This is a genomic window from Methylobacterium sp. TK31 (assembly GCF_055361545.1).
In genome coordinates this window covers 2156562-2182833 of sequence record NZ_CM143964.1, presented here as the reverse complement: position 1 = coordinate 2182833, position 26272 = coordinate 2156562, and the positions used below count along the sequence as shown (strand labels likewise).

Here is a 26272-nt window from a genome sequence, read left to right as displayed (position 1 = left end):
CGTTTTCTCGAAAAACATTCAATCAATCTTTAGATGCTGTTAAGCATCAAGACAGAAGCTTGATCCCTCGATGCCATCAAGGCGCAACGACGCCGGGCAGCGGAGCGGGGCGCCCCCCTCGATCGCACCAGCGCCGCAGGGCCGCGCCGAGCGGCCGCTCGACTCCGCGGTACAGCCACTCTCCGAGAGCGATCGAGGCCGAGAGGGCGAGGATGAAGATCAGGGCGACGCGCCACGGCCCCGGGGGCATCAGGATCGCCGCCACCTTGGCGCTGGTGTGCAGCATGAGGTTGTGCACGAGATAGAACGCGTAGCTGGCATTCCCTTGGGAAAGGAGCCACCGAGACCGCAGGACGCCGCCGCCCCGCTCCAGGACGAGCAGCGCGCCGACGGTCAGGACCGCCGCGCTGCCCCAGACCAGGGGACGCAGGAAGCCGGTCATCTCCAGCTCGGCGCCGAGGGTGACCGCCATGGCCTGGCCGCCAAGGACGATCGCCGCCGCGGCCACGAGGGCGGCCCCGGCCGCGCGCCGGACGGGGAAGTCGGGCGGCAGCGGACCAAGGCGGAGATAGGCGTAGCCGAGGCCCGCTCCGGCGACGAATTCGAGAATGATCGGCTTGGTGTAATAGGCCCAGTACAGCCCCGGCACGGGGGCAAGCCCGAGAAGGACCAGCGCGCCGAAGGCCAGGCCGAGCCCGAGCATCCGCGTCCTGAGTTTCTCCAGCAGCAGCAGGGCGGCGAAGACGGCGTAGAAGAACATCTCGTAGTTGAGCGTCCAGCCGACCGAGTTGAGGGGCTCGACGTAGCCGCCCCGCGAGAACGGCAGGAACAACAGCGACTGCACCACGTAGTCGGGCCGCAGTTCGACGATGCCGATCGGCTTCAGACCGGCGAGGGCGATCAGCGCCAGGGCCAGGGTGACCAGCCAGTAGAGCGGCACAACCCGGATCGCCCGGCGCAGCAGGAACGACCCGGGCGTCTCGCCCCGGCCCGCCGTGCTCACGAACATGATGAAGCCGGACAGGACGAAGAAGACGTCCACGCCCGCCGCACCGAACGCGAGGGCATCCGGCCGCGGAAGAACCGGGCCGGCATAGTGTCCGAAATGCGTCAGGAAGACCGCGTAGGCCGCCAGGGCGCGCAGGATCTGCAGATTGTAGATCATTTCTCGCCGAAGGATCGCGTGACGCCGCCCGCCTGACGTGGAGGGCGTCCGGTCAACGCCCGATCCCCGGATCTCAGCGCGTCGCAGACCGTGGAGTCACGTCATTCCGGGCGTTATCCTGAATCACCCCGTTTTTCTGCAATCTTCGTCAGATTTCATTCATTACGACCGCAGGTCTTGCTGTCGGCTATCGCGATCGTTGCGAATTTTGCAGGCTTCGACCCTTACGGAAAGCGACTGTAAAGCGGCGCATCTCGATGATCCGCGCAACTCCAGGGCGATCAAAAAGCCCTGGACTGGCCAGAGCGAGCTGAAATGCACAGCTTATAACAGACGCCGGTATTTACCATTGCGGATCATGGTGTTTGACAATGTCCAACTCCACTCAATACATCGCCTAATCCTAGAAAGGAGCCGCACCTTGATCACTTCCCAAGACATCCGTCAGATCCTCGCGTCGAACGAAGCGCTTGCGCCGATCGCCGAGCAGATCGCCGACGACGAAAGCCTGTTCGATCGCGGCCTCGACTCGTTCGGCTCGGTTCAGCTCATGCTCGCCCTCGAGGAGCGGTTCGGCATCGAGTTCCCCGACGAACTCCTGAGCCGCAAATCCTTCGCGACCATCGGTGCGATCCGCGAGACCGTCGCCGCCGTCATCCGTCCGAAGGCCGCATGAGCACCCTGGCCCAGCGCGCGCAGCGTGCGGCGGCGGTGGCGGCGCTCCATGCCGATGCCGTCGACCGCGACGGCCGCTTCCCCCTGGAAGCGGTCACGGCCCTCAAGGCGGAGCGCCTGCTGGGCCTGCAGATCCCGAGCCAGTTCGGCGGCGAAGGCGCCGGGCTGCGCGAGATCGCGGATCTGTGCAGCACCCTCGGACAGGCGTGCAGCAGCGCCGCGATGGTGTTCGCCATGCACCACATCAAGGTCGCGAGCCTCGTGGCACACGGCCTGGAGAGCGCCTGGCACTGCCACCTGATGGAGCGGATCGCCCAGGAACAGCTCCTCGTCGCCTCCTCGACCACGGAGGCCGGGATCGGCGGCGACCTGCGCACCAGCTTCTGTGCCGTCGAGACCACCGGCAACGTCTTCGCCCTCGGCAAGGACGCCTCGGTAATCTCCTACGGCACCCAGGCCGACCTGATCCTGGCCACTGCCCGGCGCCACCCGGAAGCCGCGGGCTCCGATCAGGTGCTGGTGGCGCTGTTCGCGGACCAGATCTCCCTCGAGCGCAAGACCGTGTGGGACACGCTGGGCATGCGCGGCACCTGCAGCGACGGCTTCCGCCTGGAAGCACGGGACATCCCGGTCGAGCAGATCCTGCCCAAGCCCTTCGCGGAGATCGCGGCCCAGTCGATGCTGGCTTCCTCGCATCTCCTCTGGAGCAGCGTCTGGTTCGGCATCGCCAATTCCGCCGTCGACCGCGCCCGCACCTTCGTGCAGGCCGAGGCCCGGCGCCAGCCGGGACAGGTGCCGCCCACGGCCCTGCGCCTCGCCGAGGTCTCCAACGCCCTCCAGGCGATGCGGGCCGCCATCGTGTCGGCACTGCGCCGCTACGAGGATGCCCACGGAGACGCCGACACCATCGGGTCGATCGGTTTCTCGGTCATGCTCAACAACCTGAAGACGACCGCCTCGGAGATGGCCGTCGACATCGTGCAGCGCGCCCTCTCGATCGTCGGCCTCGCCGGCTACAAGAACGGCACGCCTTTCAGCCTCGGCCGGCCACTGCGCGACGTCCTCTCGGCGCCGCTGATGATCGGCAACGACCGCATCCTCGCCAACACCGCCAAGCTTCTGCTCGTGCAGAAGGGCGGCGGCCAGCTCATGAGCGCGTGATGGACTCGATCTTCTCTCCCACCGCCGAATCCCGCGCCGGAGACGCCGCGATCCCCGACGTCTTCGACGCGGCGCAGGACGCCGGCCCGAGCTTCCTCGACCGCCTGTTCGATCAGGGTCTCCTGGTGCGCACCGGCGTCGACGGCCTCTACGGGCGCAGCGGGGCCTTCGAGAGCGTCGTCGACGCCCTCGACCGGCTGATCAGCCGCCTCGGCGCGGCGGACGGGGCCGAGGTGATGCGCTTCCCCCCCGGCATGAGCCGACCGGCCTTCGAGCGCAGCGGCTACCTCAAGGGTTTCCCGAACCTCGCCGGCACGGTGCACAGCTTCTGCGGCAACGAGGCTGAGCACGCCGAGCTTCTCGCCTGCGTCGAGGCCAGGAGCGACTGGACCGGCCACCAGCAGGCAACCGACATCGTGCTCACGCCGGCCGCCTGCTACCCGCTCTACCCGGCGGCCGCCGCACGCGGCCGGCTGCCCGACGGGGGCGGCCTGTTCGACCTGCAATCCTACTGCTTCCGGCGTGAGCCCAGCCTGGAGCCGACCCGGATGCAGCTCTTCCGGATGCGCGAATACGTCCGCATGGGCAGCCCCGAGCAGGTGCTGGCTTTCCGCGAGTCCTGGCTCGCCCGTGGCACCGAGATGATCCGCAGCCTCGATCTGCCCCTGGCGATCGACGTGGCCAACGACCCGTTCTTCGGCCGCGCCGGTCGAATGCTCGCCAACAACCAGCGCCAGCAGAACCTGAAGTTCGAGCTCAACGTGCCGGTGAACAGCGTCGAGAAGCCGACCGCCTGCCTCAGCTTCAACTACCACCAGGATCACTTCGGGACGACCTGGGACCTGCGCCAGGCCGATGGCGGCGTCGCCCACACCGCCTGCGTCGGCTTCGGCCTGGAACGGATCACCCTGGCGCTGCTGCGCCATCACGGCCTGGACCTCGCCGCCTGGCCGGACTCCGTACGCACCACCCTGTGGGGCTGATCCGGTGACCGCCGCCCTTCTCCGACCGGCGCCGGGGCTCGACCCCGCGACGCCCTACGCGCCGCACGCGCTCCATGCGGCCGACCGCAACTGGCCGGAGACGAACTGCTACGTCGACCTCTGGATCGAACTCCTGCACGGGCGCGGCCTCGTGCCGGAGGCGATGCTGGGCTTTACCGTGCGGCAGGATTTCGAGGGCGACCAGTTCACCTTCTTCAAGCCGCCGGCGGCCGATATCGAACGGCTCTACGGGCTCGAGGTGCTGGAGCTCGCCGTCTACGACAGCCTCGAGGCGCAGGCGCTGGTTCAGGTGCCCCAGGGCCGGCCGGTCCTGGTGGAGGTCGACGCCATTTACCTGCCAGACACCCACGGCACCACCTACCGCCGGGAGCACGGCAAAACAACGATCGGCATCCTGGCGCTCGACCCGGAGACCCAGGAGCTCGATTATCTCCATAATGTCGGTCGCTTCCGGCTGTCCGATGACGATTACCGCGGCATCTTCGGGCCGGCGCTGCTGCCCCCCTACGCGGAGTTCGTGAAGGCGGTCGCACCGCCCCTGGACGCGGCCGACCTGCCGGAGGCGGCCCTCGAGCTGCTGCGGCGTCACCGCGCCCGGGCGCCCGGGCGCAACCCGGTCCTAGCGTTTCGCGACACCCTCGCGCGGACGGCGCCGGCCCTGGTGCAGCGGCCCCTCGGCGTCTTCCACGCCTACGCCTTCAACACGACGCGCCAGCTCGGCGCGAATTTTGAGATGCTGGCGAGCCATCTCGCCTGGCTCGAAGAGGTGGGCGCGGGCACCTTCGCCCCGGCCTCGGACGCGGCCACGCGCCTCGCCGTCGAAGCCAAGGCGTTCCAGTTCCAGCTCGCCCGGACCTTCCACCGGCGCAGCGCCGAAGGTCTGGCGCCGCGCCTCGACCGCCTCGCGTCAACCTACGCGGACGTGTTCGCGGCCCTCGACCGCGCCCTCGGCGGGTAGGGGGGTTCGTGGCCCGTGTCCGATCCATCGATGGTGTGACCCCGCAGGCCGTGGACGGCCCCTGGCGGCTCGCCCTGACGCCACCCGGCGCCTGGGCCGGCCCGGGCGACCTGTCGGACGCCGCCGCCTGGATTCCCGCCCCGGTGCCCGGCACCGTGGCCGCCGCCCTACGCGCGGCAGGCCTCTGGTCCGAAGAAACACCGACGCCGATCCACGATCAGGACGTCTGGTTCCGGACCCGGCTGACCCAGTTCGGCCCGTTGCGCCTGCGCTTCGACGGCCTGGCGACCCTCGCCGAGATCTGGCTCGACGGCGTTCCCGTATTGATCTCACGCTCGATGTTCGAGTCCCACGTCGTCGAGGCCGATCTCCGGCCCGGGGCCGAGCTCGCCCTCTGCTTCCGGTCGCTCAAGGCGGAGCTCGACCGCCCGTCGAAGCGCGGGCGCTGGCGCCCACGGATGATCACACCCGGCTCGCTGCGCCATGTCCGCACGAGCCTCCTCGGCTTCATGCCGGGCTGGTGCCCAGAGATCGACCTCGTGGGCCCCTTTCGCCCGGTGACGGTGGAACCCCTGCGCCCTGGCGTGGACGAGGCCGGCCTGCGCGCCGCCTATGACGGCGAAACCGGCCGGCTCGTCGCGCGCCTGCGAATTTCCGGCCGGCCCACCTCGGTCACCCTCCATTGCGACGGCCGCGCCGTGGCTCTGGTGGAATCCGAACCCGGCCTGTTCACCGGAACCCTGGCGCTGCCCGGCATCGCGCCCTGGTGGCCTCATACCCACGGCACGCCCCATCTGCACCCGGTGAGCGTGGACGTCGACGGCGCGACGGTCGATCTCGGCCGCACGGGCTTTCGCACCCTGTCGCTGGCGCGGCCCTTCGAGGAGGGTCTGGCGCTCGCCGTCAACGGCGTGCCGGTGTTCTGCCGGGGTGCCAACTGGATGCCCTCGGACCTCGTCGGCCTCGGCAGCGAGGATTGCGCCAACCTCGTCGGACTGGCCCGCGAGGCCGGCATGAACATGCTGCGCGTGTCCGGCACCACCCTCTACCCGGCGCCCGATTTCTACGACCTCTGCGACGCCGCCGGCATCCTGGTCTGGCAGGACCTGATGCTGGCGAATTTCGACTATCCGCACGAGGCGGGCAGCTTCGCCGCCGCCCTCGCCGGCGAGGTGGGAAGCCTCCTCGACCGCACACAGCTCTCACCCGCCCTCGCCGTGGTCTGTGGAGGAAGCGAGGTCTGGCAGCAGGCAGCGATGCTCGGAGCGCCGCGGACCGTCTGGGCCGACACGTTCTGCGCCGACACGCTGCCGCGACTGGTGGCCGCGTGGCGTCCCGACCTCGTCGCCATCCCGAACTCGCCATCGGGGGGCGACCTGCCGTTCTCCCCAAGCGCGGGCTGCACCCATTACTACGGCGTCGGCGCGTACCGCCGGCCCCTGGACGACGCGCGCCGCGCCGAGGTGGGTTTTGCCAGCGAATGCCTGGCCTTCGCCAACCTGCCGGAGCCGGCGACGCTCGGCCGGACGAGTCCGTCCGATCCGCACTGGGACCAGGGCATCCCCCGTGACAGGGGCGCCGACTGGGACTTCGAGCAGGTGCGCGACCACTATGTCGGCCTGCTCTACGACGTCGATCCCGCCGCCCTGCGCACCGCCAATCCGGAGCGGTACCTCGAGCTTGGCCGCGCCGCCGTCGCCGAGGTGATGGAGGCCACCTTCGCCGAATGGCGCCGGGCGCGCTCGCCGACCGCCGGCGGTCTCGTCTGGTTCCTGCGCGACCTCGGGCCGGGCACGGGCTGGGGCGTGATCGACTGGACGCAGGCCCCGAAGTCGGGCTGGTACGCCCTGAAGCGCGCCTTCCGCCCGGTGCAGGTCACCCTGTCGGACGAGGGCCTGAGCGGCCTCCACCTGCACGTCCACAACGAGACCGCCGAGGCCCTGGACCTTCGCCTGGGGCTGACCTTCGCGGACCGCGCCGGCAAGGTTGCGGCACGGGCAGAGCGCGACGTCGCGGTGGGTCCCCGGACCTCCCTCACCCTTTCCTCCGCCGAGATGCTCGGCCGCTTCTTCGACGCCACCGACAGCTACCGCTTCGGTCCCCGCATCCACGACGTCGCACAGGCCCGCCTGACCACGCCGGACGGGACGGTGATCGCAGAGAGCTTCCACTTCCCCGGCATCCGACCCATCGCCCCCGAGACGATCGGCCTGCGCGTCGCGCCCGTGGCCGACGCGCCCGTGCCGACCCTGCGCATCGCCACCGACCACCTCGCCCTCGGGGTGAGCGTGCGGAGCACCGGAGCGCGGCCCTGCGATAGCGGCTTCCACCTCGCGCCGGGGACGGAGAGGCTGGTCAGCTTCCCCGGCCAAACCCGGCTGCCGCGCGGCGTGGTCGGTGCCCTCAACAGCCAAGAAACCGTGAGGTTCGGCCACGATGCCTGAGGTCCGTTCCATGACCGCCCCGGATACGGCGCCCGAGGCCGCCGTGCCCGTGACCTTCGACGACCTGTTCGGCTGGATCCATCCGGCGGCCGGCCGACGCGGCGTCGTCCTGTGCGGCGCCTCCGGCTTCGAGCAGATGGCCGCCCACCGCCCGTGGCGCGCCCTGGCGGACAGGATCGCCGCGGGCGGTTGCCCGACCCTGCGGTTCGACTATCCGGGGGAGGGCAATTCAGGCGATCCCGGAGAGGCCCGGGTCGCGGCCAACGTCGCCGCGATCCGCCGGGCGATGCGCTTCCTGCGGGAGACGACCGGCGTCGAAGAGGTCGTTCTCGTCGGCCTCCGGCTCGGCGCCAACCTCGCCCTCCTGGCGGCGCAGGAGGAGGATGTCGACCGGCTGGTCCTGCTGGCGCCCACTCCGACAGGGCGAGCCTATCTCCGCGAGATGCGCCTGCGCGCCCGGACGGTCGGCGGCGGCGCGGACGGCGGCGCACCGAAGCCGGACCCCGACGGGCTGTCGGTCGGCGGCTTCCGCCTGGGGCCGGCCTTCCTGGCCGATCTCGGCGCCCTCGAGGTCGCCGCGATCACGCGCGCGCCGGCCCCGCGGACCCTGCTTCTCGCGCCCGAGACCCGGACGCTGGCAGGATGCCTGACCGCCCTCGGCGGCGCCGTCGAGACGGGGCCGCTGCCCGGGCTTCCCCTCCTGGTCGGAGACCCGATCTTCGCCGAGATCCCGGAGGCCGATTTCGCTCGCATCACCGCCTTCGCGGCGGAAGGCGTCGCGATCGCCGGCCCCGACGATCCGCTGCGCCTCGCCCCGGCGCGCCTGGACGGTGCCGGCTGGTCCGAGGTGCCGGCCCGGTTCCGGCCGGACCTGTTCGGCATCCGCTGCCTGCCCCGGCGGCAGGATTCCGGTGCGCCGACGGTGGTGTTCGTCTCCACCGGCATGACGGTGCATTCGGGCTGGGGCCGCCAGATCACGGACCTCGCCCGCAGGCTCGCCGGGGAGGGCGTATCCTCCTTCCGCTTCGATCTCGCCGGCATCGGAGACAGCGGCGGCCGGCCGGACGCACGCAAGCCGCCCTACGCGCCGGACGGGTTCGCCGATGTGGGCCGGGCCCTCGATCATCTGGCGGAGACCCGGGGGCCCATCGTCCTCGTGGGCAATTGCAGCGGCGCCTATGCGGCCTTCCAGGCCCTCTGCCGCGACCCGCGGGTCGACGGCGCGCTCCTGATCAACCCCTATTGCTTCGACTGGGACCCGGACCAGGATGTCGACGCCGTGATCCGCCAGACCTTCGGCAGCACCGGCACCTACGCGGCGCTGCTGAAGCGCGGGGCGACGTGGCGCCGGCTCCTGCGCGGCGAGATCCAGGTCCGGGCGATCGGGACGACCCTCGCCAGACGCGGGTTCGAGGGGGCCGTGCGGCGATTGCGGCGCCTGGTGAATCCCATCTCCCCCGGCGGCTCCGTCGCCCGGCGGGTGGCCCGGCTGCGGCGGCGCGGTGCCGAGATCCGCCTCGTCTACAGTGCCGGCGATCCCGGGCTCGCGGCCCTGCACCGACATCTCGGGCGCTCGCCCGGCCGGGCCGACCGGCGCCTCGGCGCGCCGGTGGCGATCGTGCCGGATGTCGACCACAATTTCAGTTCGGCCGAGGCGCAGGCGATGCTCGCAACCCATCTGCGCGACCTGCTGCGCGCGGTCCAGGTGGCCGCGGCCGCGCGGGCCGGGGCCCGGACTCCGATCGATACCCGCTCCCGCGTCTCCGCCGTTGCAGGCCTCGCGTGAGTGGCCTCACCCGCCGGGCGGCCCTGGCCCTGACGGCAGGGGCCCTCGCGGCGCGGGTCGAGGCCGCGGCCTCGCCGGTGCACCGCTGCGCGGATCTCGTCGACGCCGTCGGCATCAACGTGCATCTCGGCCATGGGGGCTCGTCCTATGTCGAGCGCTTCGCCGCCTGCGCCGCCGCCCTCGACGACCTCGGCGTGCGCCACCTGCGCGACGACATCGTCCTCGTCGGGTCGGAGCCCTCGGGGCAGTTCGAGCGGATCGCGGGGCTCGCCCGCCGGGGCTATCGCTTCAGCCTGATCTTCTACGACGGATCGACGCCCGGTCCGCGGGTGCCGCCGGAGCGCTTCGCCGAGATCGCCGACTGGGCGGAGGACGGTCTCGTCGTGGTGGAAGGCGGCAACGAGCCGCCGGTGGCCGCACGGCCGGGCCTCGCTCGCCTCTCCGCCGAGCACCAGGCGGCCCTGTTCCGCGCGGTGCGGGGCGACCTGCGGCATCGCTCCGTCCGGGTCGCCGGCCCGAGCTACATCCAGGGCCACATCGCGGCCGCGGAGAACCTGTCCGGCTCCGTCGATCTCGCCAATGTCCACGCCTATCCGGGGCTGGAGCACCCCGAGACCCGGGGGGCGGGGAGCCTCGGCGGCTTTCTCGCGGCCGTGCGGCCGGTCTTCGGCAGCGCCCCGGCAATCGTCACCGAGAACGGCTACCACACCGCCCTGGCCACCCGGAGCGCCCACCTGCCGGTCTCGGAGGGCATCCGCGCCCGCTACCTGCCGCGCATGCTCCTGTGGAGCTACCTGCAGGGCGTACGGCGGACCTACCTCTACGAGCTGATCGCCTCCTTCGACCGGGGCGACGCCGACCCGGAAAGCCGGTTCGGACTCCTCGCCCATGACGGGACGCCGACGGCGTCCTTCGCGGCCGTGCGGGGCCTGATGCGGCTGTTCGGCGGTCGCGCGGAGGAGGACGCGGCTCCCCGGGACCGCCTCGAGGTCGCGCTTCCGGGGGGCGTACCCGACCTCGTGGCGGCGCGGTTCCGGCGGGCGGACGGGGCCCTGCTGGTTCCGCTCTGGCTCGGGCTCGACGGCTGGGACCGGAACGCCCGGGCAGCCCGTCCGGACGTCGCGCCGCGCCCGGTGGACCTGCGCCTCTCGGGGCCGCCCCGGCGGCTGCGGCTGCACCGCTTCGGCGACGACGGAATCGTCCGCGTGGACCCGGTCGCGCCGGCACAGGCCCTGACCCTGGCGGTCAGCGACCGGCTCTGCGTGCTGGAGGTCGGGTAGGCTCAGGGCGCGGGTTCGTCCACGAACTGCACGCCGATCTCGCCGGGCTTGCGCCAGGCGACCCGGGCCGAGCGCCGCTCACCCTGCATCTCGACCAGCAGGGTGAAGTGGTCCGGGATGCCGACGACGCTAGCGACCCGAAGGCGGGCGCCGGATTGCGAGCGGTTGCGCAGGGTGCAGTCGATGACGCCGCCGCCCTGCAACGCGATCTTCCCCGCCAGCAACGTGCGGGTCCGGGATTCGGATCGTCTCTCTTCCATCGCGCGATGCCGTGGTGATTGCGGTTGTACGTCCGTAATGCGGGAGTGGTTACGAGTCGGTATCGCGCCCGGGCCGCGCGACGTCATCCGAACTGCGCACCGATCATTTCGTCGGTGCGCCAGACGACCCGGCAGACCTTGATGCCGTCCAGGGGCGGCGCCTCGAGCAGGAAGGTGCTCGGCACGCGGTCGGCGTCCGGCAGGGTGATCTTGACGCCGCCGAGGGAGACGTCGTGCACCAGGCAGGCGAGTTGCGTGTGCTCGTCGACGGCGATGCTGCCGGTCTCGTCGGATCGGAACCGAGGCGCGGCGCGGCGCTCCTGCGAGGGGGTCGGGTGCGAGGGAGCGGGAAGGGGGGAAGCGTACGGAAGAGCGCGCATGGGGGGCGGATCTCGAAACGGACCTGATGCTCCAGGAATCGTCGCCGGCCCGCAAGGACGCGCTAATCCGGTCGCTCAAATTGTCGGCACCCGCGCAATCGCGGGGGGCGGACGACGCGTCGGGATACGGCGGGGTCGTGTCGAGGTCGCGCGGTCCGGGCCGCCCCGGATGACAGATGCGCGCGCGGCACAACCCTCGGCTGGAACCGCGGCCCGCGACGCCCGGTTCGGCAGGGGACAACCGGAGCCGAGCCCCATGAAGATCGTCACCGTCGCGGATCTCATCGTCGACACCCTCGACCAGGCCGGCGTCCAGCGCATCTACGGCATCGTCGGCGACAGCCTGAACGCGCTGACCGAGTCGCTGCGGGCGCGGGGCACCATCGACTGGGTCCATGTCCGGCACGAGGAGGTGGCGGCCTTCGCGGCGGGGGCCGACAGCCAGCTCTCGGGCACGCTCGCGGTCTGCGCCGGGTCCTGCGGGCCGGGCCACGTCCACCTCATCAACGGCCTCTACGATTGCCACCGCACCCGCACCCCGGTGCTGGCCATCGCGGCGCACATCCCCTCGGCCGAGATCGGCTCGGGCTACTTCCAGGAGACGCATCCGGGCGAGCTGTTCCGCGAGTGCAGCCACTATTGCGAGATGGTGGGCGACGCCTCCCAGCTGCCGCAGGTGCTGGAGAACGCCATGCGGGCGGCGATCGGCCTGTCCGGCGTCGCCGTGGTCATCATCCCCGGCGACGTCGCCCTGATGGACGCGCCGACCCGCGGCGTCGCCCCGAATGCGGGGCTGATCCCGCCGAAGCCGGTGGTGCGCCCGGCCGAGACCGAGCTCGCCGCGCTCGCGGACCTGCTCAACGGCTCGGAGCGGATCACCCTGCTCTGCGGGCGCGGCTGCGCCGGGGCCCATGCCGAGCTGCTCCGGCTCGCCGAGGCCCTGAAGAGCCCGATCGTGCACGCGCTCGGGGGCAAGGACGTGGTCGAGTACGACAACCCCTACGACGTCGGCATGACCGGGCTGATCGGCTTCTCCTCGGGCTATGCCGCGATGATGTCCTGCGACACCTTGCTGATGCTCGGCACCGACTTCCCCTACCGGCAGTTCTACCCGCAGGACGCGAAGATCGCCCAGGTCGACATCCGCCCGGGCCAGCTCGGGCGCCGCTGCAAGCTCGACCTCGGCCTCGTCGGCCACGTGGACGACACCCTCCGGGCGCTGCTGCCGAAGCTCACCCCCAAGACCGAGCGCAAGCATCTCGACGCCGCGCTCAAGCACTACGCCAAGGCCCGCGAAGACCTCGACGACCTCGCGACCGGCGCGCCGGCCAAGGGCTGGTTCGGCCTCAAGTCCGCCCACCAGCCGATCCACCCGCAATACCTGACGAAGCTCGTCAGCGAGGCGGCCGCCGACGACGCGGTCTTCACCGCCGATGTCGGGACCCCGACGATCTGGGCGGCGCGCTACCTCAGGATGAACGGCCGGCGCCGGCTGATCGGCTCCTGGGTGCACGGCTCGATGGCCAACGCCATGGCGCAGGGCATCGGCGCGCAATCGGCCTATCCCGACCGGCAGGTGGTGTCGCTCTCCGGCGACGGGGGCTTCACCATGCTGATGGGCGACCTCCTCACCCTGCGCCAGCAGAAGCTGCCCCTGAAGATCGTGGTCTACAACAACGGCACCCTCGGCTTCGTGGAGCTGGAGATGAAGGCCGCCGGCTACCTCGAGACCGGCGTCGCCCTCGACAACCCGGACTTCGCCGCCATGGCCCGCGGCGCCGGCATCCACGCCGTCCGGGTCGAGGACCCGGCCGAGCTGGAGACGGCGGTCCGCGACGTGATGGCCCATCCCGGCCCGGCCCTGCTCGACTGCGTGGTGGCCCGCCAGGAACTCTCGATGCCCCCGAAGATCGACGGCAAGCAGGTGAAGGGCTTCAGCCTCTACGTCCTGCGCGCGGTGATGAGCGGCCGGGGCGATTCCGTGCTCGACCTCGCCAAGACCAACCTGCTCCGCTGAGGGGCGCCGCGCCGGCCACGCGGCGGCGCCCCTCGCTCCGCGAGGGCTCGGGGATCGGCGCCCTCACCGATCGAGGGACGGCCCTGTCCTCCAGCGCGCCGGATTCCGAGCCTTCAATGTCCGGCGCCCGATCCCTGTCGAGGGGCCGGTTTCGACCCGACCCAGTCGTTCAAGCGCCTTCGTGCGGCTCCCGTAAGCGGACATGATCCACCTCTACTCTGTCAGGGATGCGCCATTTGCAAATACACAGTCGGCTCTCGCGGTGTCTCAATTTCGACGTTCGAATTCTTCGTCGCGGGTGAGCGAGGGCCTGTCATTGCGCCAGCGTATGCAGCTCCCCGCGGGCGTGTCCGACGAGGGTCCGGGCGAGCAGCCATCCGATCACCGCCGTCGCGAGCGCGAGCAGGCAAACGGCGAGGAGGTCGATCGCCGGGCCCGGCCTCGCCGTCGCGATCCGCAGGGCCGCGACGGATGCTGCGGCGAGGGGGGAAGCTCACGCCCCACCACGACACGCGGAACGGGCAGCTCCACTTGAAGCGGGCGATATGGTCAAGGCATGAGAAAGCTCCGGGATGCCTGCGGTTGTTGAGATACCGCCGACATTCCGGAGCTCGGGCGCGCCAAACCCTCGAGCGAAGGCCGGCACGCTTTCAGAAAATTCGGGAGTCACCGTTCGGGCGATGGCCGGAGCCACCGTCCGATGACGGCCCCGTTCAGCGCGTGGCGACGGTCTTGGGCAGCTTGAAGGCCCAGAAGCTTCCACCCTGGTTGATGCCGGCGGTGGATTTCGCCACTTCGCCACCCCACAGCGGCACGGCCCCGCCCCAGCCGGCGGCGACGCCGACCCATTGCTCCCCGTCCTGCTCCCAGGTGATCGGCGACGCGACGACGCCGGTGCCGACCTGGAACTTCCAGACTTCCTCACCGGTCTTGGCGTCGAAGGCCTTCAGGAAGCCCTCCGGGGTTCCCGTGAAGACGAGGTTGCCCGCCGTGGTCAGCACGCCGGCCCAGAGCGGCGCCTTGTTCTTGTATTCCCACACCGTCTTGCCGGAGGCCGGGTCGATGGCTTTGAGCGAGCCGATATGATCCTCGAAGACCGGCTTGATCGTGAAGCCAGCGCCGAGATAGGCCGCGCCCTTCTTGTACGAGACCGGCTCGTTCCAGATGTCCATGCCCCACTCGTTCGATGGAACGTAGAACAGCTTGGTGTCGGGACTGTAGGCGACCGGCATCCAATTCTTGCCACCGAGGAAGCTTGGCACCGCGAAGACGGACTTGCCCTTCTTGCCGTCCTCGGACTTTGCCGGGTCGCCCGGGCGGAAGGCGTCGTCGTAGATCGGGCGGCCCTTCTCGTCGATGCCCTTCGCCCAGTTGATCTTGTTCACGAACGGGGTAGCCGAGATGAACTTCCCGTTGGTCCGGTCGAGGACGTAGAAGAAGCCGTTCCGGTCGGCGGTGCCGCCGGCCTTCACGGTCTTGCCGTCCTTCTGCATGTCGAACGGCACGAACTCGTTGACGCCGTCGAAGTCCCAGCCGTCATGCGGTGTGGTCTGGAAGCCCCACACGATCTCGCCGTTGTCCGGATTGATGGCGAGCCGCGAGGCGGTCCATTTGTTGTCGCCCGGGCGCAGCGCCGAGTTCCAGGGGCCGGGATTGCCGGTGCCGAAATAGACGAGGTTGCTCTCGGGATCGTAGGTGCCGCCGAGCCAGGTCGCGCCGCCGCCGAACTTCCAGGTGTCGCCCGGCCAAGTCTCGTTGACCTGGCCGGTCATGGTCGAGGGCTTGCCGTTGAGTTCGCCCATGTGACCCTCGATGACGGGCCGCTTCCACACCACTTCGCCGGTCTCGGCATCGCGCGCCTCGACCCGGCCGATGACGCCGAACTCGCCGCCGGACACGCCCGTGATGATCTTGCCCTTCACGATGATCGGCGCGGCGGTGTAGCTGTAGCCAGCCTTGAAGTCGTCGATGTCCTTGCGCCAGACCACCTTGCCGGTCTTCTGGTCGAGCGCCACGAGCTTGGCGTCGAGGGTACCGAAATAGACTTTGTCCTTATAAAGAGCGGCACCGCGGTTCACCACATCGCAACAGGGCAGGATGCCCTCCGGCAGGCGGGCGTTGTATTCCCACAGCTTGTCGCCGGTGCGCGAGTCGATGGCGTACATGCGCGAATACGATCCGGTGACGTAGAGCACGCCGTCCTTGACCAGCGCCTGGCTCTCCTGGCCACGCTGCTTCTCGCCACCGAACGAGAAGGAATAGGCCGGCACCAGGCCTTTGATATTGTCGCGATTGAGCGTCTTGAGAGGGCTGAAGCGCTGGGCCTGCGGCCCAAGACCGTAGGTAACGACGTCGCCAGTGGTCTTCGCGTCGTTGAGGATGTCCTGTTCGGTGACTTCGGCGAGTGCCGGCAAGGTCAGGTTGACGCAAAGGGCAGTGACGCCCACCGCCGCCAGGAACTGGTCGCGTATTCTCATGGCATTTCCTCCGCTCAAGGCCGGGCCCGGTTCTCCGTGACCCACTGGGTTTCGCCGTCTCGATGTGTTGGGATGGCGCCCCTTGATGTCGAAGCTAGAGAAGTTCTCAGAGGATTCTTATTGGCCATTGGTCGAATAGCCGTCGGGTGCCGGGACTGAGGATGAGGTCTTGGCTTTCGGTCCTCGACGATGCTCGGTCGGCTCAATAGCCTTGTGGCGCGGAGTAGGTGACGCCGTAGGCGTCGCAGATCGCCTTGAGGCGCCCCTCGGTCGCCAAGGCCGCCAGAGCATCGCCCACCGCGTAGGCGAGGTCGCGAGAATCGCTGCGGACCGCCCCGCCCAGGTCCCATCGAGTCCGGACGATGCCCGGCATGGGCACCTCGACCACGGGATTGTTCTCCCGCGAGGCGCCGGCGCCCGAGAGCGCTGCCTCGATGCCGGCGCGCGTGCCAGCAAGGATTGGCGCCTCGCCCGCGAGATACGCTTTCGCCGCCTCGTCGAAGCTGCGGTAGTGCTTAACGCCGGCGCGGTACCGCCCGCCCTCGGCGTTCATCACGAGGCTGTCGGACGCGCTCATCCCCTCGACGGCGACGGCATGGCCTTCCAGGTCGCGCACACCCTCGAATCCCTCGATCCGTTCACGATGATAGGCGAAGGCGAGGCGCTGCTCGAAATACGGCGTCGTCAGGAAAATCTGCTCGTTGCGCGTGGCCAGCACCCGGTCGTGAGGCACGTGCAGCATCAGGTCGGCCAGGGGTGTGCCTGCGAGGTCGCCGCGCCACAGATTGAGACGGAAATCGCCGTCGACGGTCTCGCCTGCATCGACCACACGCAGATCGAGGCGCAGCTTCAGGCGATCGGCGATGGCGCGGGCGAGGTCCACATCGATACCGCGGGGGGCGGTTTCGCCCTCTCCCGAGAACGGCACGTTGTCGCCGTAGACGGCGACCCTAAGAACGCCCGAGGCCGTCACCTCGTCGAGGGGCCGCGCGATTGCCGGCCGCCCGGTGGCCAGGCAGGTCGCGCTGAAGAAGGCGGCCAGGACGAGGTGGCGCGTCCGGGCGAACGGATCAGCGAGACGCCGCATCGCAGGATACCCTCTCATTCCTCGTGCTTCGATTCGATATAGGTGCGGATCGCCCACAGGGCCTCCTGTGAGAGCACGCCTTCGAAGGCCGGCATCTTCGTCATGCCATTGATGATCGCGCCGTGACGCACGCGCTCGACGAAGTATTCATCGCCTTCCTTGCCAACCGGAAGGTAGCGCAGATCGGGTGCCAGGCCGCCGGAGATGACCTGGAGACCGTGGCAGCGGGCGCAGTTCTGATTGAAGCCCGAATCGCCGATGGCGATCGCCTTGGCGTTGCCCCGATATGGATTTTCCTCCTTCCAGCCTTCGCCGAGGGGCGCGAGGCCTGCGGTGTCGACGGGTTGCGGCTGGACGTCGCCGTGACCGAACGCCATGGACGCAGACAGAGCGAGACCGAGGGCGAGGAGCCCTCCGCCCAGGATGACAGGCTTCATCGTCGTTCCTCCCGTTATTATTGGAAACGGGTAGCAAGCGCCCTGAGCCGAACCCATTGTGCTTTGGTACAGGTCAGCATCGAAATCCCGCGCCCGCCCCGTTGCACTTTGGTCCAATACCGGCCGCGGCAGTGCCGCCGCTATCCTGACCCCAAAGAACGAACAGGGCGGGAGGGCCGATGCAGGGTCGGCGCTGGAAGCGGGATGGCGCGGGCCGTGGCCGCCCGCGTCCCCATCGTGCCGCGCGGATCGCAGCGGCGGTGGTATCCGGCCTGGTGCTAGCGGGCGCGATAGCGATGCCCGGCGGTACGCGCGCGTCGGCCGCCGGCGAGGCGCTGACGATCCACTACCTCGAACGGCGTATCGAGCGCCCCGCCCCCCTCAATAATGAAGATCCGATCCCCGACGATGAAGGTCTGAAGGGGGCGGACCTCGGTTTGAGGGACTCGAACGCCACCGGCCGCTTCGTCGGACTGGGTTTCACGCTCGAAACCCGGATCGTCGCGCCGGAGGAGGATCTCCGGCACGTGTTCAGGAGCCTCGGACACGGTCCGGTCCGGTTCGTCGTGCTGAACGCGCCGGCCGACGACGTCCTGGCGCTGACCGACCTGCCCGAGGCCCGAGGAACCGTCTTCCTGAATATCGGGGCGCCCGACACCCGCCTGCGGGATGCCGACTGCCGGGCTCGGCTGCTGCATGTCCTGCCCTCGCGGGCGATGCTTGCCGATGCCCTGGTTCAGTTCCTGGCCTTCAAGCGCTGGGCCCGCATCCTGCTGTTGTCCGGCCCGGCGCCGGCCGATGCCCTCTACGCCGAAGCGCTGCGGCGGAGCGCGAAGAAGTTCGGGTTGCGGATCGTCGCCGAGTCGCGCTTCGATCCGGAGGGCGGCGACACACGGGACACGGCGCTGCGTGAGTTCGTGATTCCCACCCGTGGTCCCGAGCACGACGTGGTCGCGGTGGCCGACGAGGCGGGGGCATTCGGCACGAACCTCCTCTACAACACGGCATCGCCCCGCCCCGTCGTCGGCACGCAGGGGCTCACCCCCGCTGCCTGGGGGCGACCGGTGGAGGCCTGGGCGGCGGTCCAACTCCAGGGGCGCTTCCGCCGGCTCGCCGGGCGGGCGATGCGCCCAGTGGACTATGCCGGTTGGATGGCCGTGCACGCGCTCGGCGAAGCGGCGGTGCAGGTGCGTAGCACCGATCCCGACAGGGTCGCGGCGTTGGTCCTCGCACCCACATTCGAGGTCGGCGGCTTCAAGGGGCGGCCCCTGAGCTTCCGTGCCTGGAATGGGCAGCTGCGCCAGCCGGTGTTCCTGATCGGCCCCGGTGCGATCACGGCCGTTGCGCCGATCGAGGGGTTTCTGCACCACCGCACCGAACTCGATACCCTCGGCCTCGACGAGCCCGAGAGCGTGTGCCGGACCTTCCGGAAGGCAGGCTGATGCGATCGCATATATCGGCTCCGCACCGCCCGCACAGACATCCGAAGGCGAAGGCCATGGCTCGCACCGCGTGTCTCGCCAGCCTTCTCTGCCTTGCCGGCGCGCTCCTGGCGTTGCCTGTTCTGGGCCAGGAGGTCTTTGTCTCGAACGAGCGCGACAATACCGTTTCGGTGATCGACGGCGGCTCCCTGGAGGTGGTCCGCACCTTCCCCGTAGGCCGGCGCCCGCGCGGTCTGACCTTCTCCCGCGACGGGCGCACCCTCTACATCTGCGCCAGCGATTCGGATGCCGTGCAGGTCATCGACCCCGACACAGGCGCGGTGCGGCACAACCTTCCCTCGGGCGAGGACCCCGAGCAGTTCGCCCTCGCGCCGGACGACCGCACGCTGTTCATCGCCAATGAGGAGAACGCCACCACCACTGTGGTCGATGCGCAGGCGCGCAAGGTCCTCGCCCAGATCGATGTCGGCATCGAGCCGGAGGGCATGGCGGTAAGCCCTGACGGAAAGCTCGCGGTCACCACCTCCGAGACGACCAACATGGTGCATTGGATCGATGTCGCGACGCTTTCGGCGTTCGATGCGACGCCGGTGGGCCAGCGCCCGCGCGCCGCCGCCTTCTCGGCGGACGGGCGGACGCTGTGGGTTTCCTCGGAGATCGGCGGCACGGTGGCGGTGATCGACGTGGCCACCCGCCGAGTCGTCGAGACGGTGGGGTTCGGCGTGAAGGGCATCGCCGAGGACCGCCTCCAGCCCGTGGGCATCACCCTGACGCGTGACGGACGTTTCGCCTTCGTGGCGCTCGGCCCCTCCGACCGGGTCGCGGTGATCGACGCGAAGACCTACCGGGTCGTGAACTACATCCTGGTCGGACGCCGGGTCTGGCAACTCGCGATGACACCGGACGAGTCACGCATGTTCACCACGAACGGGGTGTCGGGGGACGTGACGGTGATCGACCTGGCGACGCAGCGCCCGATCCGCAGCGTCAAGGTCGGCCGGTTCCCCTGGGGCGTGGCGGTCCGGCCGGCACCGGCGGGCCCCTTAGGCACCACGCCATGACCGCGGCGCAGGTTCGCCCACGGATCACGCCGGTCTTTGCCGGATCATGGATGCGCCATCTCCTCCTCGTTCTCCTCGCGGCCCTGTGGGGAGGCCATCCCGCCATGGCGGGCACGCTCGATCGGGGGGGCATTGAGCGGTACTTTCCGGCTCCGCTCGTGGTGGGCGAGCGCGACGGGTCTTTGCCGGTCTGGCCCATCCTGAAACAGGAGGCCGGCCGCTACGAGATATTCGCCTACGCTTTCGAATCCATCGACCTCGCGCCGATCCCAGGCTTCGGGGGGACGCCCCCCGACCTCCTCGTGGCGCTCGCCCCCGATGGCACCTTCCGCGATGTGAAGGTCGTATCCCACTACGAGCCCGTCTTCCTGGAGGGCCTCGGCTCGGAACCGCTCTTCGCCTTCGTCGACCAATATGTGGGCTTGTCGGCCCGCAGGTCGATCCGGGTCGGTAGGCCGAACGCGCGGGGGGGCGGGGCCTCGGCAGAGACCACCGTGGACGGGATCTCCATGGCCACCGCCTCGACGCGCGTGATCAACGAATCGATCCTCGGTGCGTCCCTGGCCGTCGCGCGCGCCAAGCTGGGCTTCGGCGCTGCGAACGTCGGCCTGAGGGTCGAAGCCCGGCCGGATGCCGACGAATCCCTGAGCGTGGCCGACCTCGTCGCACGGGGCTGGGTGCGCCACCTCGCCGTGACCCGCGGACAGGCCGAGGACGCCTTCCGGGATGCGGGCCTGGAACCCATCGACAGCGGCCCGGCCGACCGACCGCTCACCGATCTCACCTTCGCCTATCTCAACGTGCCGGCGATCGGCCGTAGCCTCCTCGGTTCGGACCGCTTCACCGCGCTCATGCGCGAACTCGGCCCCGGCGACCATGCGGTGATGGTGGTGAGCCACGGCTCCGAGAATCCCCTCGGTGAGGATTTCGTGCTGGGTTCGATCCCCGAACGCCTCGCCGTGATGCAGGGCGGTCTGGCGGTGAACGCGCGGGACATGGCGATCGAGCGGCGCGGGGCCGCCCCTGGTCTGCCCGACGGGCCCTGGACGATTCTGCGGATCACCGGGGCCGCAGGCTTCGATCCCTCCGCGCCCTGGACCCTGAAGGCCAAGCTCATCCAAGAACGCGGGCAGATCCTGTCCGAGAAGATCGTCCGTGAGTTCTCCGCCGATTACACCCTCCCCGCCACGTTGTTCACCCGCGAGGCGGCGGAAGCGGGTCCGAGCTGGCTCGATCCGTGGCGAGCGCGCGGACCCGAACTCGGCGTCATCGCCCTGGCGCTGGCCGGGCTCGTGCCGGTGCTCGCGTTCCGGCGCATGCTCGTGGTCGACCGCCGCCGCTTCGCGATCTTCCGCCTCGGCTTCCTTGCCTTCACCCTCGGTTTCGTCGGCTGGTACGCCCAGGCGCAGCTCTCCGTCGTCACGCTGGTCGGCCTGGTGCGCGCCGCCACCGTGACCCACGATCTAGCCTTCCTACTCTACGACCCACCCTCTCTGCTGCTCTGGGCCTTCGTCGTCCCGACCCTCGTGGTCTGGGGTCGGGGCACGTTCTGCGGCTGGCTCTGCCCCTTCGGCGCACTGCAGGAATTCACCGCCTGGCTCGCCAAGCTCCTGCGCATCCGGCCGATCGCGGTACCGCCCCGGCTCGATCTCTGGTTGCGACAGGCGAAATACGGGCTTCTCGCCGGTATCCTCGTCGCCGCCGCCACCGGCTCGCCCCTCGCGGATACGTTTTCCGAGGCGGAGCCGTTCAAGACCGCCATCACCCTCTACTTCGTGCGGGCCTGGCCATTCGTGGCCTACGTGGTCGGCCTGCTGGTGCTCAACCTCTTCGTCTACAAGGGGTTCTGCCGCTACCTCTGTCCGCTCGGCGCCGGGCTCGCGATCCTCGGGCGCCTGCGCGTCCTCGACTGGATTCCGCGTCGGGCGGAATGCGGCAGCCCGTGCCAGCTCTGCAAGGTGCGCTGCCGCTACGGAGCCATCGCGCCGTCCGGCCGGATCGACTACCCCGAGTGCTTTCAATGCATGGATTGCGTGACGATCATCCAGGACCCGCAGCAATGCGTGCCGCAGGTGGTGGCCGCCAAGCGCGGGCGGCGGATCGCCCCCCAGCAGGCACCAGCGGAATGACGGCCATCCTGCGCCCGGCCCGGCGCCGCCTCCTCGTCGGGGGCGTCGGCCTCGCCACGGCCGCACTCGGCGGCGTGGCCGCGTTCCGCGCGATGGCCGGCGCGCAGGGCCTCACGACGCGAACCCGCACGGGCCTCGCCTTCGGCACCACCGTCGCCCTCACCGTGGCCGGGCCCGAACCGTCCGCCCTCGACGCGGCCCTCTCCGACGGGTTCGCGGAGATCCGCAGCGTCGAGGACGCCGCGAGCCTGTTCCGGGCAAGCAGCGCCCTGAATCGCCTCAATCGCTCCGGCCACCTCGAGGCGCCGCCCGCGCACCTGACCACGCTCCTGCGCTTCGCCCTCGACCTTGCGGCGGGGACCGGCGGCGCCTTCGATCCGACCGTGCAGCCATTCTGGCCGCTCTGGGCGCAGGCCGCCGCGCGGGGTGAGCGTCCGGACCCAGCCTCCCTTCGCCGGGCGGCCGCCTGGATCGGCTGGCGCAAGGTCTCCCTTACGCCCGAGCGCATCCTTCTGGAGCCCGGTACCGCAGTGACGCTGAATGCCCTGGTCCAGGGCTACGCTGCCGACCGGGTTATGGCATCCCTGCATACGCGTGGGATCACGGATGCCTTCGTGGATACCGGCGAGTTCGGCGCCTCGGGAACGCACCCGGACGGTACGCCCTGGCGCCTCGGCATCGCCGATCCCCGGGCGCCGGATACCCTCGCCGCCGTGATCGAACCGTTCACGGGCTTCGCCGCAACCTCGGGAGACTACAGCATGAGCTTCTCGCCGGACCGCGTCGACCACCACATCTTCGACCCCGCAACCGGGCGTTCTCCTGCAGGCCTGGCTTCGGTGACCGTCACCGCCCCGACTGGGCTTCTGGCCGACGGCCTGTCCACCAGCTGCATGGTCCTCGGTACAGCACGCGGTCGCGACCTCGTTGCGCGGCATCCGGGCTGCACGGTGCGCTTCATCGACAAGACCTGAATCGACAGCAACCGAACGATGCCCCGGCTTCCCCCCGCTCCGAAATTCGACATCCACGTCCCCGTCGGCGGGGCCAGCGAGCCGCCCGGACAGCAATCCCGACAACGCCCTGAACGGCCCTGGTGGCGGTCGGGTCTGCTGGCACCCACACGAGCTCCGGCGCGACGCTGGCGTGCGCGATCCGCGGCGTTTCTGTTCGTCTGCAGCACGACCGCGGCAGTCAGGGCCGAACCGCCGGTCGCGGTCGCGCTCATCGTCTCCGTGGATGTGTCGCAATCGGTCGACGCGGCGCGCTTCGGGCTGCAGATGGAGGGAATTGCCGAGGCCCTGGAAGATCCCGGCGTTGTTGCAGCGATGACCGCGCGGCCAGGAGGAACGCTCTTCGCCATGGTGACCTGGGCCGATCGGGCCAGCCTAGCTGTTGGATGGCGGCGGATCGCGAGCCGCGCCGATGCGGTCGCCGCAGCGGCGCAGGTCCGGGCGACCCCCCGCCAGACCGGTGAATTCACCTGCCTGGCTCAGATGTTCCGCACGATCGCCGGGAGCGTGATCCCCGCCATGCCGATCCCCGCCGAGCGCATCGTCGTCGACGTCTCGGGCGACGGCATCGACAATTGTACGGACACGGACGACCTCGCCACCGAGCAGACCGCCGTCCTCGCCTCGGGCGCCACCATCAATGGCCTGCCGATCCTCGTTCCGGGCGAGAACGATGTCGTGGGCGCCGGCGCATACAGGGCCCCAGGGTACGGCCTCCGGGCGACGCCGCTGCCACAGGAGCATATCGGCCTCCAGCAATGGTTCGAGGCGCACGTCGTCGCTGGACCGAACGCGTTCTTGCTCACCGCGAAAGGCTATGGCGATTTTTCCAGGGCCATACGCCGCAAATTCATGACGGAAATTAGTTCGTATCGATAGGCATTTTTGCCCATGAGGCATGATTCAGTTGCCAAACCTCCGATCTGGCGCCGACTGACAGAATTCCCGTATTCGGTGGTTAACAGACGCTCCAGATCGGTTGCGGACAGCACTGTGCTGAGCGAGCGGCAGATTTCTGCTCATGGTGCAAAGCCGTCTTACGCCGCACCTCATGGGAACGTCTGGTTTGTTGCCGCAGCTTCCCAATAGCGGACCCGCTGTAATCCACCCTAAACGGTCATTCCGCACCCGACCCAATCATGTCGTAGCCGACTACCTGCCTTGCCCGTGAAAGCGGACGGTCCGCTGGAAAGTGAAAAACCTGATATCCGCTGCATCCGATCCTCCGGCTCATGGCTAGCGTTCTTGATGCCGCCTTCGCGGCAGATGGAGAACGCCATGCGACTGAGCCTTATCGCCGTTACCCTGCTAGCTGGCACCTGCCTTGGAACCGCCGCGCGTGCCGAGACCATTGCGGCACTCGTCGGCGATGCCTCGCTGGCGCATGTCGCCACGGCCACGAAGAAGGTTACGAAGACGGTGACGATTACCGGGATCGGCGGCAGCGTCCTCGGCATAGACGTGCGGCCAGCCGACGGCATGCTCTACGCCGTAATCTCGGATGGCAGCGTCGTTACGATCGATCCAATGTCCGGCAAGGCCACGGCCAAGTCAAAGCTCGACACGATGCTGGCTGCCGGCACCGCGGCGACGGTCGACTTCAATCCCGTCGCCGACCGCCTGCGCATCATCGGCTCGGACGGCACCAACCTTCGCGTCAATGTCGATGACGGCAAGGTGACGAAGGACGGCCAGCTCAAGTTTGCCGACACCGACAGCATGAAGGGCAAGACGCCGAAGGTGACGGCCGGCGCCTACACCAATGCCTTCAAGGGCACGAAGGAGACGGCCCTGTTTGACATCGACGCTGCCGGCGCGCTGCTGAAGCAGGCTCCGCCGAATGACGGCATCCTGAACACCGTCGGCATGCTCGGCATGTCGGGAGAGGCCGTAGCCTTCGACATCCTCTCCGACGGTCAGGGCGGCAACCAAGCCTGGGCAATGGCCGGCGACACGCTCTACAAGGTAGATCTCGCGACGGGTAAGGGCGAGATGGCCGCTAAGATCACGGGCGTGTCCGGCAAGGTCCGTGACATCGCTATTCTCCCCAAGATGTAGCATTGCTCCGCACATGTAGGACCGGCCCGGCGGCCGGTCCTTCCAATCGCCGGGAAAGTCATGGCGCCGTTCGATCACGCCTCCGCGTTGGAAGGCTGCGCCCGGGGGGATCCGGCGTCGCTGCGGCGCCTCTACGACCAAGAGGCCGGGTTCCTGCTCGCCGTCGCGCTCAGGATCGTGCGGCGGCGTGATGTGGCGGCCGACGTCTTGCACGATGCCATCATGGACATCTGGGAGCGCGCCGGCACCTTCGACCGCAGCCGCGGCGCGGGCCGTGCCTGGATCACCAGCATCGTGCGACACCGCGCGCTCAAACAGATCCGGATCGTCGGCCGGGAGACGGACCTCGACGCGGCCGCGGCGATAGAGGTCGCGGACGACGCGCCCGATCCATTTGCCATCCTGGCGACGTCGCAGGATGGGACACGCCTTCATGGTTGCCTTGCGCAGCTTGGCGCCGAAAGGCGGGCAGTGATCCTGCTCGCCTATGTCGATGGACTGTCGCAGTCCGAGATCGCCGAGCGACTGGGGACACCGCTCGGGACCGTGAAGGCATGGGTCCGCCGCAGCCTCATCGCCTTGAAGGATTGCCTGTCATGATCCCGAGCCAGCCGGAAGACCGCGACGTCCTGGCGGGCGAATACGTCCTCGGCCTGCTCGACCCGGCAGCCATGGCGGAGGTCGAGCAGGCTCTGGGTTCGGATGCAGATCTGGCCCGCCGCATCGCCGTCTGGGAAGAGCGGTTGCTTCCGGCCTCCGCGGCCCTCGGGAAGGCCGAGGTCGATCCGGCACAATGGGCGCGGATCGAGCAAGCCCTCGCGACGCGCCGGCAGGCGCTCGGCCCGACCACGGCTCCCTCCCTCACGCGGGTACGACACGGTATGTTGAGGGCGGCGTGGCGCAGCTCTGCGCTGTGGCGGGCCACCACGGGCCTCGCCACGGCCGCCGCGATCCTTCTGGCGATCCTGCCGAGCCGCGTGTCGGCGCCTGTGGAGAGCCCGACGCGGTACTACGCGATCCTGCAGAGTCGCGACGCCGCCGGGCAGGAGAGCGGGCCGGGATGGCTCATCCAGGTCTCCCAGAACGGCACCGTCCAGTCTCTGCCGCTGGCTGACGTGCGGCCAGGAAGCGGGCGCGCGCTGCAACTCTGGACCCTGTGGGATCAGGCGCGCGGTCCGGTCTCCCTCGGCGTGCTGCCCCCGGGCGGAGCGATCCGCCTGCCGCCGGAGCGGCTGGAAGCCATTGGCGACGGGCAGCTCTTCGAGATCACGCTGGAACCCGAGGCGGGTTCGCCGATCGGTCGCCCGACAGGTCGGATCCTGTTCATCGGCCGCGCGAAGGGGGCGGCAACACAGGACCTGTAGCGGGGCGATCGCGGTGCCCAAAGGAGCTCGTTCGCGTTCGAGGCGAGTTGTTAGAACGCACTGCCGTCGTTGCT

At 69.5% G+C, this 26272-nt stretch carries 22 protein-coding genes; 16 read left to right on the top strand and 6 right to left on the bottom strand.

The features are described 5' to 3' along the window. Positions 1 to 76: 76 nt before the first annotated feature. Entirely contained in the window at positions 77 to 1165 is a 1089-nt protein-coding gene (locus ACXJY8_RS10030; RefSeq protein WP_463779485.1) for an acyltransferase family protein, read from the bottom strand. Positions 1166 to 1586: 421 nt separating this feature from the next. Here ACXJY8_RS10030 and ACXJY8_RS10025 point away from each other — a divergent pair, with 421 nt between their 5' ends. Genes ACXJY8_RS10025 through ACXJY8_RS09995 form a run of 7 tightly spaced genes read left to right on the top strand, consistent with a single transcriptional unit; the run spans position 1587 to position 10473 of the window. Further along, positions 1587 to 1841, top strand: coding sequence for an acyl carrier protein (locus tag ACXJY8_RS10025; protein ID WP_463779483.1), 255 nt, complete (start codon positions 1587 to 1589; stop codon positions 1839 to 1841). Beyond that, the gene (locus ACXJY8_RS10020; RefSeq protein ID WP_463779481.1) at positions 1838 to 3001 is read left to right on the top strand and encodes an acyl-CoA dehydrogenase family protein; all 1164 of its coding nucleotides are present in this window, start codon (positions 1838 to 1840) and stop codon (positions 2999 to 3001) included. Before ACXJY8_RS10025 ends, ACXJY8_RS10020 begins: the two co-directional genes overlap by 4 nt. Next, positions 3001 to 3984 (top strand): amino acid--[acyl-carrier-protein] ligase, encoded by a 984-nt coding sequence (locus tag ACXJY8_RS10015; protein ID WP_463779478.1) that lies wholly within the window; start codon positions 3001 to 3003, stop codon positions 3982 to 3984. The genes ACXJY8_RS10020 and ACXJY8_RS10015 overlap by 1 nt, the downstream gene beginning before the upstream one ends. Positions 3985 to 3988: 4 nt before the next feature. Further along, the gene (locus ACXJY8_RS10010; protein WP_463779476.1) at positions 3989 to 4963 is read left to right on the top strand and encodes a DUF1839 family protein; all 975 of its coding nucleotides are present in this window, start codon (positions 3989 to 3991) and stop codon (positions 4961 to 4963) included. Between the two features lie 35 nt (positions 4964 to 4998). Beyond that, positions 4999 to 7407 carry a glycosyl hydrolase 2 galactose-binding domain-containing protein gene (locus ACXJY8_RS10005; RefSeq protein ID WP_463779474.1) on the top strand — a complete coding sequence of 803 codons (2409 nt, stop codon included), beginning with the start codon at positions 4999 to 5001 and terminating at the stop codon, positions 7405 to 7407. Positions 7408 to 7417: 10 nt separating this feature from the next. After that, positions 7418 to 9193, top strand: a complete 1776-nt coding sequence (locus ACXJY8_RS10000) for an alpha/beta fold hydrolase (protein WP_463779471.1) — start codon at positions 7418 to 7420, stop codon at positions 9191 to 9193. Then, positions 9190 to 10473 (top strand): hypothetical protein, encoded by a 1284-nt coding sequence (locus ACXJY8_RS09995; protein WP_463779467.1) that lies wholly within the window; start codon positions 9190 to 9192, stop codon positions 10471 to 10473. The genes ACXJY8_RS10000 and ACXJY8_RS09995 overlap by 4 nt, the downstream gene beginning before the upstream one ends. A 2-nt stretch (positions 10474 to 10475) precedes the next feature. Here the strand turns inward: ACXJY8_RS09995 and ACXJY8_RS09990 are convergent, their stop codons facing one another. After that, positions 10476 to 10733 (bottom strand): PilZ domain-containing protein, encoded by a 258-nt coding sequence (locus ACXJY8_RS09990; protein ID WP_463779464.1) that lies wholly within the window; start codon positions 10731 to 10733, stop codon positions 10476 to 10478. Positions 10734 to 10816: 83 nt separating this feature from the next. Beyond that, positions 10817 to 11113 (bottom strand): PilZ domain-containing protein, encoded by a 297-nt coding sequence (locus ACXJY8_RS09985; protein WP_463779460.1) that lies wholly within the window; start codon positions 11111 to 11113, stop codon positions 10817 to 10819. A 256-nt stretch (positions 11114 to 11369) separates the two neighbouring features. Between ACXJY8_RS09985 and poxB the strand changes: the two genes are divergently transcribed. Continuing rightward, positions 11370 to 13130 carry a ubiquinone-dependent pyruvate dehydrogenase gene (gene poxB, locus ACXJY8_RS09980; protein ID WP_463779456.1) on the top strand — a complete coding sequence of 587 codons (1761 nt, stop codon included), beginning with the start codon at positions 11370 to 11372 and terminating at the stop codon, positions 13128 to 13130. A 713-nt stretch (positions 13131 to 13843) separates the two neighbouring features. On the opposite strand, the gene ACXJY8_RS09975 is transcribed toward poxB, so the two are convergent. The 3 genes from ACXJY8_RS09975 to pedF form a co-directional block, all read right to left on the bottom strand. Then, positions 13844 to 15607 carry a PQQ-dependent methanol/ethanol family dehydrogenase gene (locus ACXJY8_RS09975; protein WP_056275069.1) on the bottom strand — a complete coding sequence of 588 codons (1764 nt, stop codon included), beginning with the start codon at positions 15605 to 15607 and terminating at the stop codon, positions 13844 to 13846. Between the two features lie 202 nt (positions 15608 to 15809). Further along, positions 15810 to 16694, bottom strand: coding sequence for a substrate-binding periplasmic protein (locus ACXJY8_RS09970; RefSeq protein ID WP_463780510.1), 885 nt, complete (start codon positions 16692 to 16694; stop codon positions 15810 to 15812). A 14-nt stretch (positions 16695 to 16708) separates the two neighbouring features. Beyond that, positions 16709 to 17131, bottom strand: a complete 423-nt coding sequence (gene pedF, locus ACXJY8_RS09965) for a cytochrome c-550 PedF (RefSeq protein ID WP_056275074.1) — start codon at positions 17129 to 17131, stop codon at positions 16709 to 16711. A 296-nt stretch (positions 17132 to 17427) separates the two neighbouring features. Between pedF and ACXJY8_RS09960 the strand changes: the two genes are divergently transcribed. From ACXJY8_RS09960 to ACXJY8_RS09925, 8 genes are all read left to right on the top strand, one after another. Then, on the top strand, positions 17428 to 18573 hold the full coding sequence (locus tag ACXJY8_RS09960; protein WP_463780507.1) for an ABC transporter substrate-binding protein: 1146 nt from the start codon (positions 17428 to 17430) through the stop codon (positions 18571 to 18573). Between the two features lie 56 nt (positions 18574 to 18629). Continuing rightward, positions 18630 to 19634, top strand: coding sequence for a YVTN family beta-propeller repeat protein (locus tag ACXJY8_RS09955; RefSeq protein WP_463779450.1), 1005 nt, complete (start codon positions 18630 to 18632; stop codon positions 19632 to 19634). A 50-nt stretch (positions 19635 to 19684) separates the two neighbouring features. Beyond that, on the top strand, positions 19685 to 21763 hold the full coding sequence (locus tag ACXJY8_RS09950) for a 4Fe-4S binding protein (RefSeq protein WP_463779448.1): 2079 nt from the start codon (positions 19685 to 19687) through the stop codon (positions 21761 to 21763). Next, entirely contained in the window at positions 21760 to 22737 is a 978-nt protein-coding gene (locus tag ACXJY8_RS09945; protein WP_463779444.1) for an FAD:protein FMN transferase, read from the top strand. Before ACXJY8_RS09950 ends, ACXJY8_RS09945 begins: the two co-directional genes overlap by 4 nt. 18 nt (positions 22738 to 22755) lie before the next feature. Further along, entirely contained in the window at positions 22756 to 23655 is a 900-nt protein-coding gene (locus ACXJY8_RS09940; RefSeq protein WP_463779441.1) for a DUF1194 domain-containing protein, read from the top strand. Positions 23656 to 24054: 399 nt separating this feature from the next. After that, positions 24055 to 24834: a DUF4394 domain-containing protein gene (locus ACXJY8_RS09935; protein ID WP_463779434.1), complete on the top strand. Its 780-nt coding sequence runs from the start codon at positions 24055 to 24057 to the stop codon at positions 24832 to 24834. 60 nt (positions 24835 to 24894) lie between these two features. Then, positions 24895 to 25434, top strand: a complete 540-nt coding sequence (locus ACXJY8_RS09930; protein ID WP_463779430.1) for a sigma-70 family RNA polymerase sigma factor — start codon at positions 24895 to 24897, stop codon at positions 25432 to 25434. After that, positions 25431 to 26198, top strand: coding sequence for an anti-sigma factor (locus tag ACXJY8_RS09925; protein ID WP_463779426.1), 768 nt, complete (start codon positions 25431 to 25433; stop codon positions 26196 to 26198). Before ACXJY8_RS09930 ends, ACXJY8_RS09925 begins: the two co-directional genes overlap by 4 nt. Positions 26199 to 26272 lie beyond the last annotated feature (74 nt).

What these genes read in the sequence shown, in the direction of transcription:
- ACXJY8_RS10030 (WP_463779485.1), bottom strand. Translation starts at nt 1,165, where the DNA reads ATGATCTACAATCTGCAGATCCTGCGCGCCCTGGCGGCCTACGCGGTC.
- ACXJY8_RS10020 (WP_463779481.1), top strand. Translation starts at nt 1,838, where the DNA reads ATGAGCACCCTGGCCCAGCGCGCGCAGCGTGCGGCGGCGGTGGCGGCG.
- ACXJY8_RS10015 (WP_463779478.1), top strand. Translation starts at nt 3,001, where the DNA reads ATGGACTCGATCTTCTCTCCCACCGCCGAATCCCGCGCCGGAGACGCC.
- ACXJY8_RS10000 (WP_463779471.1), top strand. Translation starts at nt 7,418, where the DNA reads ATGACCGCCCCGGATACGGCGCCCGAGGCCGCCGTGCCCGTGACCTTC.
- ACXJY8_RS09990 (WP_463779464.1), bottom strand. Translation starts at nt 10,733, where the DNA reads ATGGAAGAGAGACGATCCGAATCCCGGACCCGCACGTTGCTGGCGGGG.
- ACXJY8_RS09985 (WP_463779460.1), bottom strand. Translation starts at nt 11,113, where the DNA reads ATGCGCGCTCTTCCGTACGCTTCCCCCCTTCCCGCTCCCTCGCACCCG.
- poxB (WP_463779456.1), top strand. Translation starts at nt 11,370, where the DNA reads ATGAAGATCGTCACCGTCGCGGATCTCATCGTCGACACCCTCGACCAG.
- ACXJY8_RS09975 (WP_056275069.1), bottom strand. Translation starts at nt 15,607, where the DNA reads ATGAGAATACGCGACCAGTTCCTGGCGGCGGTGGGCGTCACTGCCCTT.
- ACXJY8_RS09970 (WP_463780510.1), bottom strand. Translation starts at nt 16,694, where the DNA reads ATGCGGCGTCTCGCTGATCCGTTCGCCCGGACGCGCCACCTCGTCCTG.
- pedF (WP_056275074.1), bottom strand. Translation starts at nt 17,131, where the DNA reads ATGAAGCCTGTCATCCTGGGCGGAGGGCTCCTCGCCCTCGGTCTCGCT.
- ACXJY8_RS09960 (WP_463780507.1), top strand. Translation starts at nt 17,428, where the DNA reads ATGCCCGGCGGTACGCGCGCGTCGGCCGCCGGCGAGGCGCTGACGATC.
- ACXJY8_RS09955 (WP_463779450.1), top strand. Translation starts at nt 18,630, where the DNA reads ATGGCTCGCACCGCGTGTCTCGCCAGCCTTCTCTGCCTTGCCGGCGCG.
- ACXJY8_RS09950 (WP_463779448.1), top strand. Translation starts at nt 19,685, where the DNA reads ATGCGCCATCTCCTCCTCGTTCTCCTCGCGGCCCTGTGGGGAGGCCAT.
- ACXJY8_RS09945 (WP_463779444.1), top strand. Translation starts at nt 21,760, where the DNA reads ATGACGGCCATCCTGCGCCCGGCCCGGCGCCGCCTCCTCGTCGGGGGC.
- ACXJY8_RS09940 (WP_463779441.1), top strand. Translation starts at nt 22,756, where the DNA reads ATGCCCCGGCTTCCCCCCGCTCCGAAATTCGACATCCACGTCCCCGTC.
- ACXJY8_RS09935 (WP_463779434.1), top strand. Translation starts at nt 24,055, where the DNA reads ATGCGACTGAGCCTTATCGCCGTTACCCTGCTAGCTGGCACCTGCCTT.
- ACXJY8_RS09930 (WP_463779430.1), top strand. Translation starts at nt 24,895, where the DNA reads ATGGCGCCGTTCGATCACGCCTCCGCGTTGGAAGGCTGCGCCCGGGGG.
- ACXJY8_RS09925 (WP_463779426.1), top strand. Translation starts at nt 25,431, where the DNA reads ATGATCCCGAGCCAGCCGGAAGACCGCGACGTCCTGGCGGGCGAATAC.